This is a genomic window from Curvibacter sp. T50 (genome assembly GCF_057219955.1).
In genome coordinates this window covers 267,979-285,136 of the sequence record NZ_JBXVVU010000002.1, presented here as the reverse complement: position 1 = coordinate 285,136, position 17,158 = coordinate 267,979, and the positions used below count along the sequence as shown (strand labels likewise).

At 68.2% G+C, this 17,158-nt stretch carries 11 protein-coding genes; 3 read left to right on the top strand and 8 right to left on the bottom strand.

The features are described from left to right. Positions 1–123: 123 nt before the first annotated feature. From AC2EBU_RS10635 to AC2EBU_RS10625, 3 genes are all read right to left on the bottom strand, one after another. Positions 124–2,088 (bottom strand): glycoside hydrolase family 26 protein, encoded by a 1,965-nt coding sequence (locus tag AC2EBU_RS10635; protein WP_484610394.1) that lies wholly within the window; start codon positions 2,086–2,088, stop codon positions 124–126. Between the two features lie 308 nt (positions 2,089–2,396). Next, entirely contained in the window at positions 2,397–4,085 is a 1,689-nt protein-coding gene (locus AC2EBU_RS10630) for a choice-of-anchor I family protein (RefSeq protein ID WP_484610393.1), read from the bottom strand. A gap of 119 nt (positions 4,086–4,204) precedes the next feature. Further along, positions 4,205–4,864, bottom strand: a complete 660-nt coding sequence (locus AC2EBU_RS10625; RefSeq protein WP_484610392.1) for a lysoplasmalogenase family protein — start codon at positions 4,862–4,864, stop codon at positions 4,205–4,207. Positions 4,865–5,171: 307 nt separating this feature from the next. Between AC2EBU_RS10625 and AC2EBU_RS10620 the strand changes: the two genes are divergently transcribed. Further along, complete coding sequence (locus tag AC2EBU_RS10620) at positions 5,172–5,642, top strand: CopD family protein (protein WP_484610391.1); 471 nt, start codon at positions 5,172–5,174, stop codon at positions 5,640–5,642. Between the two features lie 51 nt (positions 5,643–5,693). Here AC2EBU_RS10620 and AC2EBU_RS10615 read toward each other — a convergent pair whose 3' ends face one another. From AC2EBU_RS10615 to dinG, 5 genes are all read right to left on the bottom strand, one after another. Next, the gene (locus tag AC2EBU_RS10615) at positions 5,694–9,080 is read right to left on the bottom strand and encodes an error-prone DNA polymerase (RefSeq protein ID WP_484610390.1); all 3,387 of its coding nucleotides are present in this window, start codon (positions 9,078–9,080) and stop codon (positions 5,694–5,696) included. Positions 9,081–9,113: 33 nt separating this feature from the next. After that, complete coding sequence (locus AC2EBU_RS10610; RefSeq protein ID WP_484610389.1) at positions 9,114–10,646, bottom strand: DNA polymerase Y subunit UmuC family protein; 1,533 nt, start codon at positions 10,644–10,646, stop codon at positions 9,114–9,116. Beyond that, positions 10,609–11,544 (bottom strand): translesion DNA synthesis-associated protein ImuA, encoded by a 936-nt coding sequence (gene imuA, locus AC2EBU_RS10605; protein WP_484610388.1) that lies wholly within the window; start codon positions 11,542–11,544, stop codon positions 10,609–10,611. Before imuA ends, AC2EBU_RS10610 begins: the two co-directional genes overlap by 38 nt. A 261-nt stretch (positions 11,545–11,805) precedes the next feature. Then, entirely contained in the window at positions 11,806–12,555 is a 750-nt protein-coding gene (locus AC2EBU_RS10600) for a methyltransferase family protein (RefSeq protein ID WP_484610387.1), read from the bottom strand. Between the two features lie 162 nt (positions 12,556–12,717). Further along, entirely contained in the window at positions 12,718–14,913 is a 2,196-nt protein-coding gene (dinG, locus tag AC2EBU_RS10595; protein ID WP_484610386.1) for an ATP-dependent DNA helicase DinG, read from the bottom strand. Positions 14,914–15,087: 174 nt separating this feature from the next. On the opposite strand from dinG, the gene groES reads away from it, so the two are divergent. Further along, positions 15,088–15,378 carry a co-chaperone GroES gene (gene groES / locus AC2EBU_RS10590; RefSeq protein ID WP_484610385.1) on the top strand — a complete coding sequence of 97 codons (291 nt, stop codon included), beginning with the start codon at positions 15,088–15,090 and terminating at the stop codon, positions 15,376–15,378. A 44-nt stretch (positions 15,379–15,422) separates the two neighbouring features. Further along, positions 15,423–17,072 carry a chaperonin GroEL gene (groL, locus tag AC2EBU_RS10585; RefSeq protein WP_484610384.1) on the top strand — a complete coding sequence of 550 codons (1,650 nt, stop codon included), beginning with the start codon at positions 15,423–15,425 and terminating at the stop codon, positions 17,070–17,072. The last annotated feature ends 86 nt before the right edge of the window (positions 17,073–17,158 follow it).

The following is a 17,158-nucleotide window of genomic DNA, read 5'->3' as shown; positions in this document are numbered from 1 at the left end:
CCCGACGACAGCACGGCGGGGATCAAGGTCAGACTCCGGCCTGCAGTCGCCGCTGCCGAGCGGCGGAGCGGCGGAGCGGGAACAAGAACACGCGCGGCCCGTCCTTGGCCCCAGGTCATCCGTTCAGTTTTTCGTGCCGCGAAAGCCCTGCGCCGCAGCGCGGAAAGCCGCGGATTCGGCCGCATTGACCGCCGGAAACCCGGGGGTGTTGGTCACCCGAAAGTCCGGCATCGAGGTATTGGCGAACGCGTAGTCGTTGAACCAGATCACGCCTTTGACTTCAGTTCGCGTGTTGATGTAGTCAAAGAACTCCTGGTACCACTGGGCGCGGCTGAAATCACCATATCCTTTGACGCTGCCGACCTCCGTGATGAGTACACCTTTGCCGGGAAAGTCTCGCTTGACGAGGTCCAGGAACGTACGAAACACCTGCTGCGGTGTTACCCAGCCACCGCCGCGCAGCGGATCGTTACCCCAGTTATAGCCCGACACACCGATGTAATCGACATAGGCATCGCCAGGATAGTAGTTGCGCAGATCGCTGGCCGGTTGCGGCACCTCCGGTGGCGACGCATGATCCGGCGACCACACCCACAATGCGTTGGTCGCTCCTTCGGCATTGAACATGTCGACGACTTTCCGCCAGACCGCAACATACAGGGCCGGATCGCGTCCGTTGGAGTCGCCGGTCCAATGGTTGGAATTGCCATTGAATTCATGGGCGAAGCGGATCATCACGGGTTGACCGAACTCCTTGACCTGGCGGGCATAGGCGCGAACACACTCGTCGTGGGCACCGGCAAGAATGCTGGCCAGCTTGAAATTGGCCTGACTCGACGCGCCTTCCTGCAGCGGCTCCCAGGTAATCATCGGGATGGCACCGGCCTCAGTGACCCGCTGTGGGAGATAGGGGTATTCGTTCAGCGGCGAGCAGGCCCCGGATGACGTGCGCCACGGCTGAAAATACATCACGATGTCCGGTGCAAACATCTCGTTCCGATAGATCTGGATGGAACCGCCATAGTCGTTGGCAGGACGCAGATGGGCTCCGAACAATTTCGGTACTTTCAATGCCGTGAATTGCACCGGCCCCGTAAAAGTGTCCAGATTGGTCCGGATGCCACTGAAATCAGTCGCGACCATGCGGATTCGATTCGGCCCGGACACCAGCGTGCGGACGTCCAGAGTGGTATCGAAGCCCCGGACATTGGTCACGGCAGGAAAAACCGGCGGAACATCGGGACGATTGTCGAACATGCCGTCCACGCGTCCGAGCGGACGATCATTCAGCCAAACGTCGACATAACGCGCGGGAGACACCCCTTCGCTCCATCCGGCGACCCGCAATCCCGACGGGGCCGGTTCAGCACTGCCGTTGATCGTGGGAAAGTCGACATAACTGCGGCCGACCCGGCCGGCTGTATGGAATATCTCTGAAGTTGCCATCCGCTTTCGATCGCCGGCCGAGGTGATCCCGACGGCATCGACACGGTGAAACCCGCGCGGCAGATCCAGACGCGCAAGGTTCACCACGGCGCGAAATCCGCTCGTCGCGTTACCGTACTCCGGAAACACGGCCTGAACATCTGATCGGGGGAGCCCCAGTTGGGCATCGGCCACGCGTTGCCCATTGATCTGGATTTCCATGGACTTCAATCCGCCTTCGGCCAGCGCCCAGCCCGCGATACCGATTTCGCCACTGGCCGGATCGCGCCAGCCCGGGCTCTCGATGACGCCCCGCAGCGGCGTGTTGCGGAAGTTCAACGTGAGCCTCGCCGACTCGACCAGTTGACCGGACTTTTCATACCCGAACGCTTCAATCAGACGGTTACCGTTCGCGAATGCCTCGGTGTCGAGTTCCATGCCCCAACCGGAATTGGGAACATCCGTGCGAAAGAGCGGGTACGCCGGACGGCCGATCCGTTGCCCATCCACCGCAACTTCCACATACCCTTGGGAATTGGTCGTCCGCGCGAAACCAAACAACCGGACCACACCCTTGACAACCTGATTGGGCGTCAGGTTGTTGTCAAAGGCCACCTTCGGTGACTGGGCCTGGGCCAGGCCAAGTGTCATCACCCAGATCACCAAAAAAACTGCAAGACGGCTTCTCATGACGGATACCCCTCTTTCCTTTGGATGTGCCCCGCCCATCGTACTCCCCGATCCACCGCGCCAGGTATCGATCAGGTCAAATCGCGCGCATTTACCGGATGAACAGCGAAACCCACGCGCACGACAGGCCGGAGCAGGCGAGGAGAGGGAAAAGCGCTGACGCCGGCACCCGAACGAGCTGCACTATGACGCCACCGGCGTCATGCCACGAGGGGTGGAGCTTTCACCGGGCGCGCCGCCCGCCTTTGTCGCCCGCCCTGATGCCAGGCCGCACTGGGGTTTCAGTAGCCCAGATCGATCTGCATCACCGCCGTGCTGCCGCTGATTTCGTTGGCCACGATCAGCAGCGGTTTGCCGTTGGGCGAGCGGCTGGCAGGGACAAAGCTCAGACCCTCGGGGCCGCGGTCCCCGGTGACGCCGCTACGGGTGTTCAGGTAGGTGGTGAAGCTGGCCCGCGCCGGGTCAGTCACGTCGTAGACCATCACGCCGCCGATGCGCTCCAGGCCAATGAAGGCATAGGTCTTCTTGCCGAACGTGGCAACCGTGATCGCTTCGGGTTCCGGTCCTTTGTTGGGGCTGCGGCTGTCCAGCGTGTTGTTGTCATGGCCGGCGTTGAAGTTGGCGACCGTACCCAGTGCCTGGGTGCGTTTCTCGATGTCGTCGCCCGAATCGAACACGCGGGTCAACCCATTCGCGCCAGCTTCCCAGATCGTGAAGGAGCGCGCGCCATAGGCCCACAACCTGGTGCATTGGCCTGCGGCATTCTTGCCGCTGTCGCCGCCATTGGGGTTGGCGGTGATCCGCAGGCGGCCCAGATTGGAATCGAACAGCAGCGGGTCGGCGGCCGTACCGGTCGCGCCGGGGAACACCGCAGGGTCAAGCCCTTTGTCGCAGTGGGCGCGCACACGCACTTCTTCGTTGAAACCGGGCCAGTCGGCACGGGCGTCGCCTTCGTTGGCGGTCAGCAGGTACTGCTTGCCGCCAACCTGGTAGCTGGCAATGGCGTCGGGCATGTACATGCCCCGGACTGGCCAGGGCCCGATCTTGATCGTCGGGGTGCCGCTGTTGGTGTTGGTTCCGCCGTCTTCGTCGCTCGGGTCCAGGCCGGCGCCGGCAACATTGTGGTCCTTGAGGCCGAGCGGATGAATCGCCGTGACTTTGGCCGCCGCGATGTCCACCGTGGCGATCGCGTTGTTTTCCTGCAGCGTCACCCAGGCAATCTTGCCGTCGGCAGAGACGGTGATGTACTCGGGCTCCAGGTCCTGCGCCACGGTCGCGCCCGGGCCATAGATGCGCACGCCGGCGGTGCGCAGCGCGTCGGCCTGACTGTTGAAGGCGCGGAAATCGGCTGTTGCGACGGTCGGCGAGACACCGGCGCCGCTGCGGTTGACGGTGACGATACTGACAGAGCCCTCGGGGTCCACCGAATCGGCTGCGCCGTAACTGTTGGGCTCACCTTCGTTGGCCGTCAGCACCTGTTTGCCGTCGGGGGTGAAAACAAGCATGTCCGGCAAGGCGCCGACGGGCACCACCGCAAGGCGGGTCAAGGTGCGGGCGTCATAGAACGCCACCTTGCCAGGGCTGGTCTTGGGGTTGGCTTCCACCGCCAGCGCCACCAGTCCGTCGTGGGTGGCCACACTGTTGACGGCGCCGCCGATGTCGCTCACGGTGATGGTGCCCAGCTTGGCCGGGGCCTCGGGTTTGCTCAGGTCCAGCACGTCCACGGTGCCCAGGGCGCCGTTGACGACAAACAGGCGACGGCTAAGTTCATCATAGGCACTGATTTCGGCGGCCGCCAGGGTTCCGGTCTCGTAGCCGCCCAGTTTCTTGAGCGTCAACGACACCGGGGTCGGCTCTTGCGGCACCGGGTCATCGCCGCCGCCGCAGGCGGCAAGCGTACCCAGGGAAAGAACCAGGCCGGCCATCAGGGCCGAAAAAAGGGACGGGAAAGGACGGTGCAGGGTTTTCATCGGTGAGCAAGCGTGAGGGAGCGTGAGGGAGGCGATGGTGTGACAACCAGCCCTGCACCGTACGCAAAACCGATGAAACATTGATGACAGCCGGCCGGGACGGCTGCGGAGCGAGGCGCTCAGCCCAGGGAGGGCGCCGTGGCGACCGTCCAGGCCAGAACCAGCTGCGCCGCAAAATACGTGGGCCAGCCCCACAGCCGGTTGACAAACGCCGGCTGCACAAAGCGGTCGCGCGCCACCGACAGGTCGGATGCGGTGAACAGCACCGCCCCCGCCAGCACCGCCCAGCGACCCGACGCCGCCGCATGCCCGGCCGCGGCGATGCACATCAGCAAGATCACGGCGACATAGGCGAGCACTGGCAACCGCATCTCCCCCGGCACATGCGGCAGCAACCAGCGCAGCACCCCGGCACCGAACAGCACCGCCAGCACCGCCGCCACACCCATGGCGCCCGTGGACACCCCGGCTGTCATGAATGCGCCCGCAAAGAGCAGGTGCGACAGCAAAAATGCGGCGAGCCCGCCGAGAAAAGCCTTGGCGGCGCGCGACAGCAGAAAGGCGTCGCCCAGCCAGCCCAGAAGCAGGGCGCCCAGAATCAGCTGTCCGTACAGACCCCGGTATGCGCCCAAGGCCAAGGCGACCGCGACAAACGCGGTACTGGCGGCGAGTTTGCCCACCACGCGCCCCGGCGGGTGGTCGAACCGGTCTGCCACCAGCAGCGCACATACGGCCAACAGGCAAACGGCGGTCAGGACAACAGGCAGTGGCTGGAACATGGCGGGCAAGGATTCAGCGGAAAAGCGACGGTACACACGCCAGGGACAGGCGATTCGCCAGCATGCGAAATACTACGCTATTCATAGCTATATATGACCATTTTACGATGGGTATCGGCACTTTTCACCGAAAATCTGTCTGTACGCCCCGGCGGAGGGCGCCCTGACAGCTGCGGTACGCGCGCAAAGCCTTGACCGACGCGGGCGCTTGGCTTCTCATGCATCATGCACATCGCACAGCGCCCCACCGCGCGCTGTGCGATGTTGCCCGGCGCCGCGTGCGCCACTTACCGACCGGGAAGTTGTGATGTTCTACGCAAGCCTCAAACTGCTGCATGTCCTGGCCATTGTGGTCTGGATCGGCGGCATGGTGTTCGCCCACTTTTTTCTGCGTCCGGCGGCGCTGCAGTTGCCGCCGCCGCAGCGCGTGCCGCTGATGCACGCGGCGCTGCAGCGCTTTTTTGCGGCGGTGCTGGTGTGTATCGGCGTGGTGCTGGTCACCGGCCTGTGGATGATCGGCCGCGTGGCCAAAGACTCGGTGCAGGCCGGCCTGAGCTTTGCCATGCCGCTGGACTGGATGATCATGTCCGTGCTGGGCCTGGTGATGATGGCCATCTTCGGCCACATCCGTTTCGCCCTGTTCAAGCGCCTGACCCGCGCCACCGCCGCGCAGGACTGGCCCGCCGGCGCCGCCGCACTGGGCAGCATACGCACCGGGGTGAGCGTGAACCTGGCCCTCGGTGCGCTGATCATCGCCGCGGCGGTGCTGATGACCTGAGCAACGGCGCCGGGGGGCACCCCGCTCACGACCCGGTCCCGCGCCCGCCCCTCACCGGAAATCCCGGCTTCCCATGCCCGCGTCCGCCAGCCGGCCCAGCAGCGGCGTCAGGTCTTTCAGGTAGCCGGCGATCAGGTGACGGACCTGGCCGCCGGTGGCTTCGTCGCGCTGCCAGGTGCCGTGCACGGCCAGCAGGCGGGCGTGCAGCAGGTCGCGGCGGAAACGCTCGCGCAGGGCTTTCCAGACGATGACGTTGACGGTGCCGGTTTCGTCTTCCAGCGTGACAAAGACCACGCCTTTGGCGGTGCCGGGCTGCTGGCGCACGGTGACGATGCCGCAGGCCCGCACCAGGCGGCCGTCGGGGGCGGCCTGCAGCGCGGCGGCGGTTTGCAGGCGCAGTGCGGCCAGGCGCGGGCGCAGCAGCGCCAGCGGGTGGCGGCGCAGCGTCAGGCCGGTGGCGGCGTAGTCGTGCACGATGGCTTCGCCTTCGGGGGCCTCGGGCAGGTCCAGCCAGTCTTCGTGGGTGGGGGCGGCGCGCAGCAGCGCCGGGGCGCGGTGCAGGGCCGAGGCATCCCACACCTGCTGGCGGCGGTGGCCAGCCAGGGCCGCCAGCGCGTCGGCGGCGGCCAGGGCCTTGAGGTCGCCGGCGTCCAGCCCGGCGCGCTGGGCCAGGTCTTCCACGGTGGTGAAGGGGGCGTCCGCGCGGGCGGCGGTGATGCGGCGGGCGGCGGCTTCGGGCAGACCGTGCACCTGCCGCAGGCCCAGGCGCACGGCCGGGTGGCCATGGCCCCAGGTGGCGGGCCCTTCGACAGGCTCAGGGCGAACGGTCAATGGTGGGCTTTCGGCAAGCCCGGGGAGCGTTTTCACGAGCGGCCCTTCGAACGACTCAGGGCGAACGGTGGAGGGTGGCCCTTCGACAGGCTCAGGGCGAACGGCTGGGAGTGGTCTTTCGGCGGCGGGAGACTCCAGGGTGCAGAGCCACTCGCTGGCCAGTACACACACCGGGTGGACGGTGACGCCGTGGCGGCGGGCGTCCTGCACCAGCTGGCTGGGGCTGTAGAAACCCAGCGGCTGGCTGTCGAGCATGGCAGCGAGGAAGCACGCCGGCTCGTGCCGTTTGAGCCAGCAGCTGGCCCAGACCAGCAGCGCGAAGCTGGCGGCGTGGCTTTCGGGGAAGCCGTATTCACCGAAGCCCTGGATCTGGCGGAAGATGGCCTGGGCGAATTCGGTGCTGTAGCCGCGCGCCGTCATGCCGCTGACGATGCGGTCGTGGAATTTCTGCACGCCGCCCTTGCGTTTCCAGGCGGCCATGGCGCGGCGCAGGCTGTCGGCTTCGTCGGCACTGAAGCCGGCGGCCAGCATGGCGATCTGCATCACCTGCTCCTGGAAGATGGGCACACCCAGGGTGCGGCCCAGCGCTTCCTGCAGCGCGGGGCTGGGCAGCTCGGCGGGCTCCAGACCCTGGCGGCGGCGCAGGTAGGGGTGGACCATGCCGCCCTGGATGGGGCCGGGACGCACGATGGCGACTTCGATCACCAGGTCGTAGAAGCAGCGGGGGCGCAGGCGCGGCAGCATGCTCATCTGCGCGCGGCTTTCGATCTGGAACACCCCCACGGTGTCGGCGGCGCAGATCATGTCCCAGGTGGGGGTGTCGTCGGCGGGGATGTCCTGCAGCTGCCAGGTGGCGCCGTGGCGCTGGCCCACCAGCGCCAGGCAGCGGCGGATGGCGCTGAGCATGCCCAAGGCGAGCACGTCCACCTTGAGCAGGCCGACGGCGTCCAGGTCGTCCTTGTCCCACTGGATGACGGTGCGGCCGTCCATGGCGGCGTTTTCCACCGGCACCAGGCGGGTGAGGGGCCCCTGGGTGAGCACAAAGCCGCCCACGTGCTGGCTGAGGTGGCGCGGAAAACCGATCAGCCGCGCGGCCACCTCCAGCCACTGCACCAGGCGCCAGTCGTCGGGATCGAGCCCGGCGTCGACCAGGCGCTGGCGGCCGGCGGCGCTGCCGTCGAACCAGAAATGCTCCTTGGCCAGGCGGTCCACCCAGGCGGGCGCGATGCCCAGCGCGCGGCCGGCGTCGCGCAGCGCGCTGCGCGGGCGCCAGCTGATGACGGTGGCGGCCAGCGCGGCGCGCTCGCGCCCGTATTTGGCATACAGGTACTGGATGACTTCTTCGCGCCGCTGGTGCTCGAAATCGACGTCGATGTCGGGCGGCTCGTTGCGCTCGCGCGAGATGAAGCGCTCGAACAGCACACTCATGCGCGACGGGTCCACCTCGGTGATGCCCAGGCAGTAGCACACGGCCGAGTTGGCCGCGGAGCCGCGCCCCTGGCACAGGATGGCGCGGCTGCGGGCAAAGACCACCAGGTCGTGCACGGTGAGGAAATACATCTCGTATTTCAGCTCGGCGATCAGCGCCAGTTCGTGCTCCACCTGCTGCTGCACTCCGGCCGGAATGCCGCCGGGGTAGCGGTGGGCGGCGCCGTCCCAGGTGTGGCGGCGCAGGGTCTGGGCCGGGGTGCAGCCGGGCAGCAGGGTTTCGCGCGGGTATTCGTAACGCAACTCGTCCAGGCTGAAGGTGCAGCGCCCGGCCACGGTGAGCGTGGCGGCCAGCAGCGCGGGCGGGTAGAGCGCGGCCAGGCGCAGCCGTGGGCGCAGGTGCGCCTCGGCGTTGGGCTGCAGGCCAAAGCCGCACTGCGCCACCGGCGCGCCCAGGCGCACGGCGGTGAGCACGTCGTGCAGCAGCTTGCGCGAGCGCACATGCATGACCACGTCCCCCGCCGCCAGCAGCGGCACGCCGGTGGCGGCCGAGGCGTCTGACAGCTGCGCCAGCCAGAGGTCGTCGTCCAGGCCGTGCAGCAGCTCGGCCGCCAGCCAGAAATGGGCACCAAATTGGCCCTTACCCAGCATGAGACGGTGCTGAAGTGCTTCCATCGTGATAGCGCTTCGCGTCAGTCGATCCGGCGCCAGGAGGATCTCGCACCCCGCCAGCCGGGCGGCGGTGAGGTCGCCCCAGCCGACGCGGTAGTGCCCCTTGGGCGCGGCGCGGCGGCAGGCGGTGATGAAGCTGCACAGCTGGCCCCAGCCGCGCCGGTCCCGCGCCAGGGCAACGACGCGCCAGCGGGCGGCGGGCACCGCGGCTCCGTCCGGGCCGGTGTCGTCGGCTGCATCCGGCGGGGCGCCGTCCTCCAGCACGAACTCGGCGCCGGCGATCAGCTTCAGCCCCCGCTTTCTCGCCTCGCCATGCGCGCGCACCAGCCCCGCCACCGAACATTCGTCCGTCACCGCCAGCGCGCTGTAGCCCAGCGCATGGGCCCGCTCCACCAGCTCCTCGGCATGGGAGGCGCCGATCTGGAAGCTGAAGTTGCTGCGGCAGTGCAGCTCGGCGTAGGCGGGCAGCGGCGAGGCGGCAGCGGGGACGGGGAATTCCGAGGACATGACCGGAACGGGGGCACGGTTCGGCGGGGCCGCTCACGCAAACAGCCCATGCAGGTACCAGCCGGGCTCGGCGCTCTGCGGCAGGCGTTCGCGGAACACCCACAGCAGGCCGGCCTGCGGGCTGCGGGCGATGAAGTAGTCGCGCAGCGCGGCGGGGGCGGCGGCGCTGCCGGTGGGGTCGGCGTCCCACCAGCCCGATTCGAGGCGCTGCGGCCCCACCAGCAGCGTGAGCGGCCCCTGGTAGAGCGGCCGGTGACGCTGCACCACCAGGCGCAACGGTCGCTCCAGCAGCCAGCTGGGGTAGAGCGCGCCGGGCGGTGCCGGCTGCGGGTGCGCGCAGGCAGGTTGCGAGCGGCCGGACGGAGTGGTTGCAGGCGCAGCGGTCGTTCTTTTCGCCGGTTTGACGGTTTTTTGGCCGATACCCAGCGTCAGGCGGTCATTGTTTGCGATCCATTTTGGAGCTTCCGAAACCGGCAACCAGCGCAGCATGCGCTCGGGACGGTGGTCGGCCACCGGCTCGACGGCCTGCACCTGGTGCGCGCCCAGCCGGGCGCCCAGGCGTTCGACCAGGGCGTGCAGGCTGTCGCCGTCCTGGCGCGGGTCGGGCAGCAGGCTGGCGCTGTCGCCGGGCAGCGGTGCGGTCTCCAGCGTGCGCAGGCGCAGCGCCTGCACCGGCGCGGGCAGCGTGACATGGGCCAGGTGCTCGGCCAGCAGCCGTTCGATGTGGGCCAGGTCCAGCGTGGGCACGGCGGTGCGCACCGGCAGGCGGCCTTCGGGCGGCAGGTCGCGGCGGCGGTCGATCTGCCAGACCAGCTCCAGCCCCAGCAGCCCCAGGCGGCGCGCGCGCAGCCAGGCGTGCAGCCGCGCCAGCAGGCGCCGCGCGCCGAACAGCAGCGCCGGGGCGGTGTCCACGTTCTGCGGCAGCTCCAGCGGCTCGTCGAACTGCTCGGGCAGGGTGATCCAGTCGTGCGTGCTGGGGCGCAGGCCGAAGGCATGGTCCAGCGCGGCCAGCAGCGGCTCGCCAAAGCGCCGCACCACGCCCCCACGCGGCAGCGCGCGCAGGTCGCCCCAGCTGCGGCAGCCCAGCCCGGCCAGTGTGGCCAGGTGCGGACGGGCGGCGCTCAAGGCCCCCAGCGGCAGCGCCTCGGGCGGCGGCACGGCGGGCCAGGTGGCCGGCACCGCCGCGGCGCCCTCCCCCCCAGCGGCGCCATCCACCGGATCGGTGGCCTGCAGCGGCTGCAGCGGGGCCGCGCGCAGGCGCCCGATTGCTATCCATTCAGTAGCGCCATAAGACCATATCACGCTGGGTATCGGCTCTTTTTCCTCAAAAAACCGCGCCAGCAGGGCGCCGGCGCCGCCAAACAGCCGCTGGCTGGCGGCGATGTCCATCAGCACGGCTTCTTCGAGCCGGATGACGCGCGGGGTGAAGACCAGCGCCCGCCAGGCCAGCGCGGTGGCGTCGGCGGCGAACGAGGCGTCGGGCGCGGCCGGCGTAGGGACGCCAGCCGCCGGCCCGGCTGCGCCGTCCTCAGGCGGCGACGCGCTGGCGAGGGCGATCCAGAGCATGGGGGGTGGCGGCCGTTCGGGGCCGTGGGGGGGTGGCCCGGGCGGGCGTGGCGCCGGCCCCGGGCGCCACCGGAAGACCTGGCCCGGCGGGCAGCGGTGTGCGTGCCGCCGCCTGGCGCCGACGGCCGGCCGCACCCCGGCTGGCCTGCAGCAACGCCGTCAGCCGGGGCGGGCGGGCGGCCAAGCGCAGCGGCTGCTCCAGCGGCGGGCCGCGGCGCTTGAGCAGGTGCAGCACCAGGGCATCGGGGTCGGCGGCAGAGGCTGTATCAGGGACAGCGGCGGTGGCCTCGTCCACCAGCAGGCGCAGCACCGCGGGTGAGGATTCGTGCCGCGCCCGCGCCGGGCGCATGACAAACAGCAGCGTGCCGTGGCGCTGCGCGGCCAGCTGCAGGCGGCGCAGCTGCTCGGGGCGCACCTGCGGCAGCCAGGCCAGCACGGCGGCCACCACGGCGCAGCGCAGCGCCTGCTCGGCCGCCCAGACCCGCGCGGCCGGGTCGAGTGCGGCCGTGCCCCGGCCCGCCCCGGGCTCGGCGTCCGGACCGCCCGCGCCACCCACCCGCAGCAGCCGCGCCGGCGCCAGCCCCTGCGCCGCCAGTGCGGGCACAAACGGCGCGTGCGGCGGCGCCACCAGCACCAGCGCGCCGGTGGTGGCGGCCAGCACCGGCGCCAGCAGCCGCCACTCACCCTGCCCCGGCTGGGTCTGCAGCAGTTCCACCAGCGTCCCCACCGGCCAGCCGCCGCCGGGCAGCGCCGCGTCCAGCGCCGCATGGCCGCTGGACCGCACCGCCCCGTCGGCACACGCCAGCGCATCGGCACGCCAGACGGCATCGGGCAGGCACGGCCCGGCGCCCGGCGAAACCGGCTCCTCTGCAGCCAACAGGGACAGACGCAAGGGCACCACAAAACACACAGCCCGCTTGAGCGGGCCGTCCAATACTGTACGGATAAACAGTATACGGTGAATGCTTCGCCCCGCCAAGACGGGGCGTTTGCCGCCTCAGAGGCTGAGCGTTTTTTGGCCGTGCCCGAAAGGCGCGTCAGAACGCACCGGATCGAGGCGCAAAGCACAGCCATGGCTCGGGCCATGGCGCGCATGTGCAACGACGAGCCGGGGTGTTTTGGCGTGCAAGGCGGGCATGGACGAAAGACTCTCAGCCTCTCAGAGCAGCCCGGGCACCAGCCACCAGGTGCGCTTCTTGTACGCCGCCCATTCGGGGTAACGCGCCATGCTGGCTTCCTTGAGCACCATGTTCACGGCGAACAGTCCGCCCCAGACCCAGGCCAGCACCAGCACCGGCAACCAGTGCCAGACCATCAGCGCGAAGCTGCCGTAGATCAGCATCTCGCCCAGGTAGTTGGGGTGGCGCACATAGCGGTGCATCCCGTCGGTGATGAGCCCGCGCTTCACGCGCAGGGTGAAGTACTTCTGGGCGTCGGCCGCGATCATGATGACCGAGCCCAGCAAACACAGGCTGATGCACAGCGCGAACCAGGCGTGGTCCGGCAGCGGGTACACCGGGCGCACCGTGCCCGAAATCAGCAGCCAGCCGAACACCCAGTACCAGCCCAGCACGCCCAGGAAGGCGTTGATGCCCCCGCCGATGGTGATCTTCACCTGCCAGTTCGGGTCGGGGAAAGCCATGTCCTTGACCAGCCAGACCAGACCGTAGCTGCCGTGCAGCGCCAGGTAGATCCAGGCCACGGTGCTGGTGTTGCCGTACCACCAGATCAGAAAGCCGAGGAAGAAGAAGGTGCCGGCCTTCTGGAAATTGATGACCCAGGCGAACTTCCACGGCCGGGGGCCGCCGCCGAAGTCGTGCGAGAGCCAGTCGGTGAAGCGGCGCAGGGCCAGCGCCCAGGCGGGCGCGGCGGCCGGTGGGGTCGGGTGGGGGGCAGTGGCAGGTTTCATCGGACCAGGGGCGCAAACGGTGTGGCCCCGATGGTAGGCGTCCGGCGACGCTCCGGGAAGAGGCGCACGGCCGAATCGGCACCGGGTGTACCCCGAAGCAAAGTCGAACACGACAGGCCTGCGTGCCGGAAACGGCCTGGGCGGCGTTCGTCTATCGTTCGCCTATTCCAGCGCCTGCTCCTGCCCCTGGGCATCGCGGCGCACGCGAGTGAACGGCGGCAGGCCCTGCAGCAGGCGGCGGCCGTAGCCGGTGCGGGACAGGCGCCGGTCGTAGCAGGTGACGAAAGCGCGGTCGGTCTCGGTGCGGATGGCGCGGCCGGCCCATTGCGCCAGGCGAATCGCCGTGGCCGGCACGACCAGTTCCATGAACGGGTCGCGCCCGGCGCCGCGCAGCCATTCGGCCCGGGCCTCGCCCACCGGGTCGTCCGGCGGGGAAAACGGCAGCTTGGCGATGAACACGCTCTCGCACAGCGCGCCGGGCAGGTCCAGCCCTTCGCCGAAAGACTGCATGCCGAAGATGACGGAGGGCACACCGGCCGCGACGCGCTCGCGGTGCCGCGTCAGCAGCACGGCGCGGGGCAGCTCGGTCTGCACCAGCACCCGCTCGCGCAGGCTGGCGGGCAGCGCGTCCACCGCCACCCGCAGCTGCTCGCGCGAGGTGAACAGCACCAGCGCGCCGTGCTCCACGGCCGGCAAGTCGCGCACCAGGGTGGCGGCCACTTCGGCGTTGAAGGCGGCGGCGTCCTTGGGGTCGGCCGCCGTCTCGGCGGCAATGAAGCGGCCCTGGCGGGCGTAGTCGAAGGGACTGTCCACCGCCAGGGTGGTGACGTCGGGATCGGCGTGCAGGCCGGCTTCGCGCAGGAAAAAGTCGAACTGGCCGCAACTGGTCAGCGTGGCCGAGGTGACCACGGCGCCACGCACCGCGCCCCACAGCTGGCTGCGCAGCGTGGCGCCGGGCAGGATGGGGCTGGCGTGGGCCCGGACGACGATGTAGTCGCCGTCCACCGCGCAGGTGAACCATTTGGCCACCGGCAGGTTGCGGGTTCCGTTGGCATCGGTTTCGTCTTCGGCCCCGGTGGCAGGCTCGCGCAGCAGCAAGGCGGCGGTGGCATGGACCTCTTCCAGACGCGGCGCCAGCGTGCCGATCTGGGCGTACAGGGCCGAGAGGCGGCGTGCGTCATCGGGCTGGTCGCGGATGGCCGTTTTGAGCACCTTGGCGACCACGGCGATGATGTCCAGGAAGCTCTCGGCCGTGACCAGCAGCAGGCGCAGCGGCTCGTCCAGTGCGGCGGGCAAGCGGCCGTGGGGTGCGCGGGCCCGCGCCGGCCCCCAGTTGCCCGTGGGCGCTTTCAGCACATCGCCGTAGGACTCCATCACCAGCCGGGCCAGGTCCTGCTGGGTCTGGCGCAATTGCGCAGCCAGGCGCGGCACGTCGGCCACCTCGGATACCGCCAGCTGCCCGCCGATACGCACGGTGCGACTGGCGAGCTTGTCCACCCAATGGGTGCGCGACAGGTCGGTGTCACAGGCAAACTGGTCCAGCGCCGTGGCGGGCAGGTGGTGGCCTTCGTCGAGCACCAGCAGGCACTGGTCCAGTTCGGGCAGCAGGCGCGAGCCCAGGGAAGACAACAACAGGTCGTGGTTGGCCACAATGACTTGCGCGCCCACCAGCTCCTTGCGCCGTTCGTAATAGGTGCACTCGCCGAACTGGGGACAGTGCCGCCCGGTGCAGGAGCGCGCATCGGCAGCCACCGGCGTCCACAGCGCGGCCTCGGGCGGGGTGGCCAGGGTGTCGCGGTCACCGTCCCAGGCGCTGCGGTTCAGATCGCGGCTCCATTCGCTATAAAAACGCAAGCGGTATTCGACCTTTTCCTGCTGGGTGTGGCCCATTTCATCGTCAAACAGGTCGTCTTCGGGGCCGAGATCGAGCGCCCCCGACAGGCGGCCGAGCTTGAGCTTGCACACATAGCGCCCACGCCCCTTGGCCAGCGCAAAACGGAACGGCTGCGGCATCTGCGCCGCCAGCAGCGGCAGGTCTTTGTGGACCAGTTGCTCCTGCAGCGCCACGGTGGCGGTGGCGATCAGCACCCGGGTATTGCGCGCCAGGGCCAGCGCGATGGCCGGCGCGCAGTAGGCCAGCGACTTGCCTACACCGGTGCCGGCCTGGATCACCGCGATGGCGCGGGTGGGCGCGTCCTCGCCCTCCTCGGCCTTGCCCAGTTCGGCTTCGCTGAAGGCGCGGGCCACGGCTTCGGCCATTTGCCGCTGACCGGGCCGGTCGCAGAAACCGTCTCCGGCCGCGACGACGGCGTCAAAGGCAGCCAGCGACTGGCGGGCAAGTTCGGCGGAATCGGGCATGTGCCAAGTGTGGCACGGAGTGTCGGCCTTGAATTGCCACCAAATGCCCTTATCATTAGCACTCGTTGGAGTTGAGTGCTAGCATTTCGCCTCCACCAATTGACCAGCGCTAACTTCCGGCACGAAGTCGGCGCTTTTTGATGCAACCTGTTGTTTGAAACTCAAGGAGATCCTATGAAACTGCGTCCTCTGGCTGATCGCGTGATCGTCAAGCGCCTGGAAAACGAAACCAAAACGGCCTCCGGCATCGTGATCCCCGACAACGCCGCCGAAAAGCCCGATCAGGGCGAAATCCTGGCCGTGGGCCCGGGCAAGACCAATGACAAGGGCGAAACCAAGGCTCTGTCGGTGAAGGTGGGCGACCGCGTTCTGTTTGGCAAGTACAGCGGCCAGACCGTCAAGGTCGACGGCGACGAACTGCTGGTGATGAAAGAAGACGACCTGTTCGCGGTTGTCGAGAAGTAATCCAGCCCTCCCCTGAAAACCCCATAAAGCAAGGAATCTGAAAAATGGCAGCAAAAGACGTTATTTTCGGTAGCGACGCCCGTCATCGCATGGTCGAAGGCGTGAACATTCTGGCCAACGCGGTCAAGGTCACCCTGGGCCCCAAAGGTCGCAACGTGGTGCTGGAGCGCTCCTTCGGCGCCCCCACCGTGACCAAGGACGGTGTGTCCGTGGCCAAGGAAATCGAACTGAAGGACAAGCTCCAGAACATGGGCGCCCAGATGGTCAAGGAAGTCGCTTCCAAGACCAGCGACAACGCCGGTGACGGCACCACCACCGCCACCGTGCTGGCGCAGGCCATCGTGCGCGAAGGCATGAAGTACGTGGCCGCCGGCATGAACCCGATGGATCTGAAGCGCGGCATCGACAAGGCCGTCGACATCCTGATCGCCGAGCTGAAGAAGGCCTCCAAGCCGACCACCACCAGCAAGGAAATTGCCCAGGTCGGCTCGATCTCCGCCAACAGCGACGTCTCCATTGGCGACATCATCGCCAACGCGATGGACAAAGTCGGCAAGGAAGGCGTGATCACCGTGGAAGACGGCAAATCGCTGCAGAACGAGCTGGATGTCGTCGAAGGCATGCAGTTCGACCGCGGCTACCTGTCGCCCTACTTCATCAACAACCCGGAAAAGCAGGCCGCGCTGCTGGACAACCCCTTCGTGCTGCTGTTCGACAAGAAGATCAGCAACATCCGCGACCTGCTGCCCACGCTGGAAGCCGTCGCCAAGGCCGGCCGTCCGCTGCTGATCATTGCCGAAGACGTCGAAGGCGAAGCCCTGGCGACGCTGGTGGTCAACACCATCCGCGGCATCCTGAAGGTGGTGGCCGTCAAGGCGCCCGGCTTCGGTGACCGTCGCAAGGCCATGCTGGAAGACATCGCCATCCTGACGGGCGGCAAGGTCATCGCCGAAGAAGTCGGCCTGACGCTGGAAAAAGTGACGCTGGCCGATCTGGGCCAGGCCAAGCGCATCGAAGTGGGCAAGGAAAACACCACCATCATCGACGGCCACGGTGCGGCCCCCGAGATCGAGGCGCGTGTCAAGCAGATCCGCGTGCAGATCGAAGAAGCCACCAGCGACTATGACCGCGAGAAACTGCAAGAGCGCGTGGCCAAGCTGGCCGGTGGCGTGGCCGTGATCAAGGTCGGTGCCGCCACCGAAGTCGAGATGAAAGAGAAGAAGGCCCGCGTGGAAGACGCCCTGCACGCCACCCGCGCTGCCGTGGAAGAAGGCATCGTGGCCGGTGGTGGTGTGGCCCTGCTGCGCGCCAAACAGGCCGCTGGCGCCATCAAGGGTGAAAACGCCGACCAGGATGCCGGTATCAAGCTGGTGCTCAAGGCCATCGAAGCGCCGCTGCGCGAAATCGTGGCCAACTCGGGCGACGAGCCGAGCGTGGTGGTCAACAAGGTGCTGGAAGGCGCCGGCAACTACGGCTACAACGCCGCCAACCACACCTATGGCGACATGATCGAGATGGGCATTCTGGACCCGACCAAGGTGACCCGCACCGCGCTGCAGAACGCCGCCTCCGTGGCCGGCCTGATGCTGACGACCGAGTGCATGGTCGCTGAGGCCCCCAAGGATGACGCTCCGGCCGGTGGCATGCCCGGCGGCATGGGTGGCATGGGTGGCATGGGCGGCATGGACATGTAATGTCCCGGCCCGGCGGTGCACCTTGCACCGCCAGCCCGCCCCCGCTGAACAAAAAAGCCCCGCGAGGCGACTTGCGGGGCTTTTTT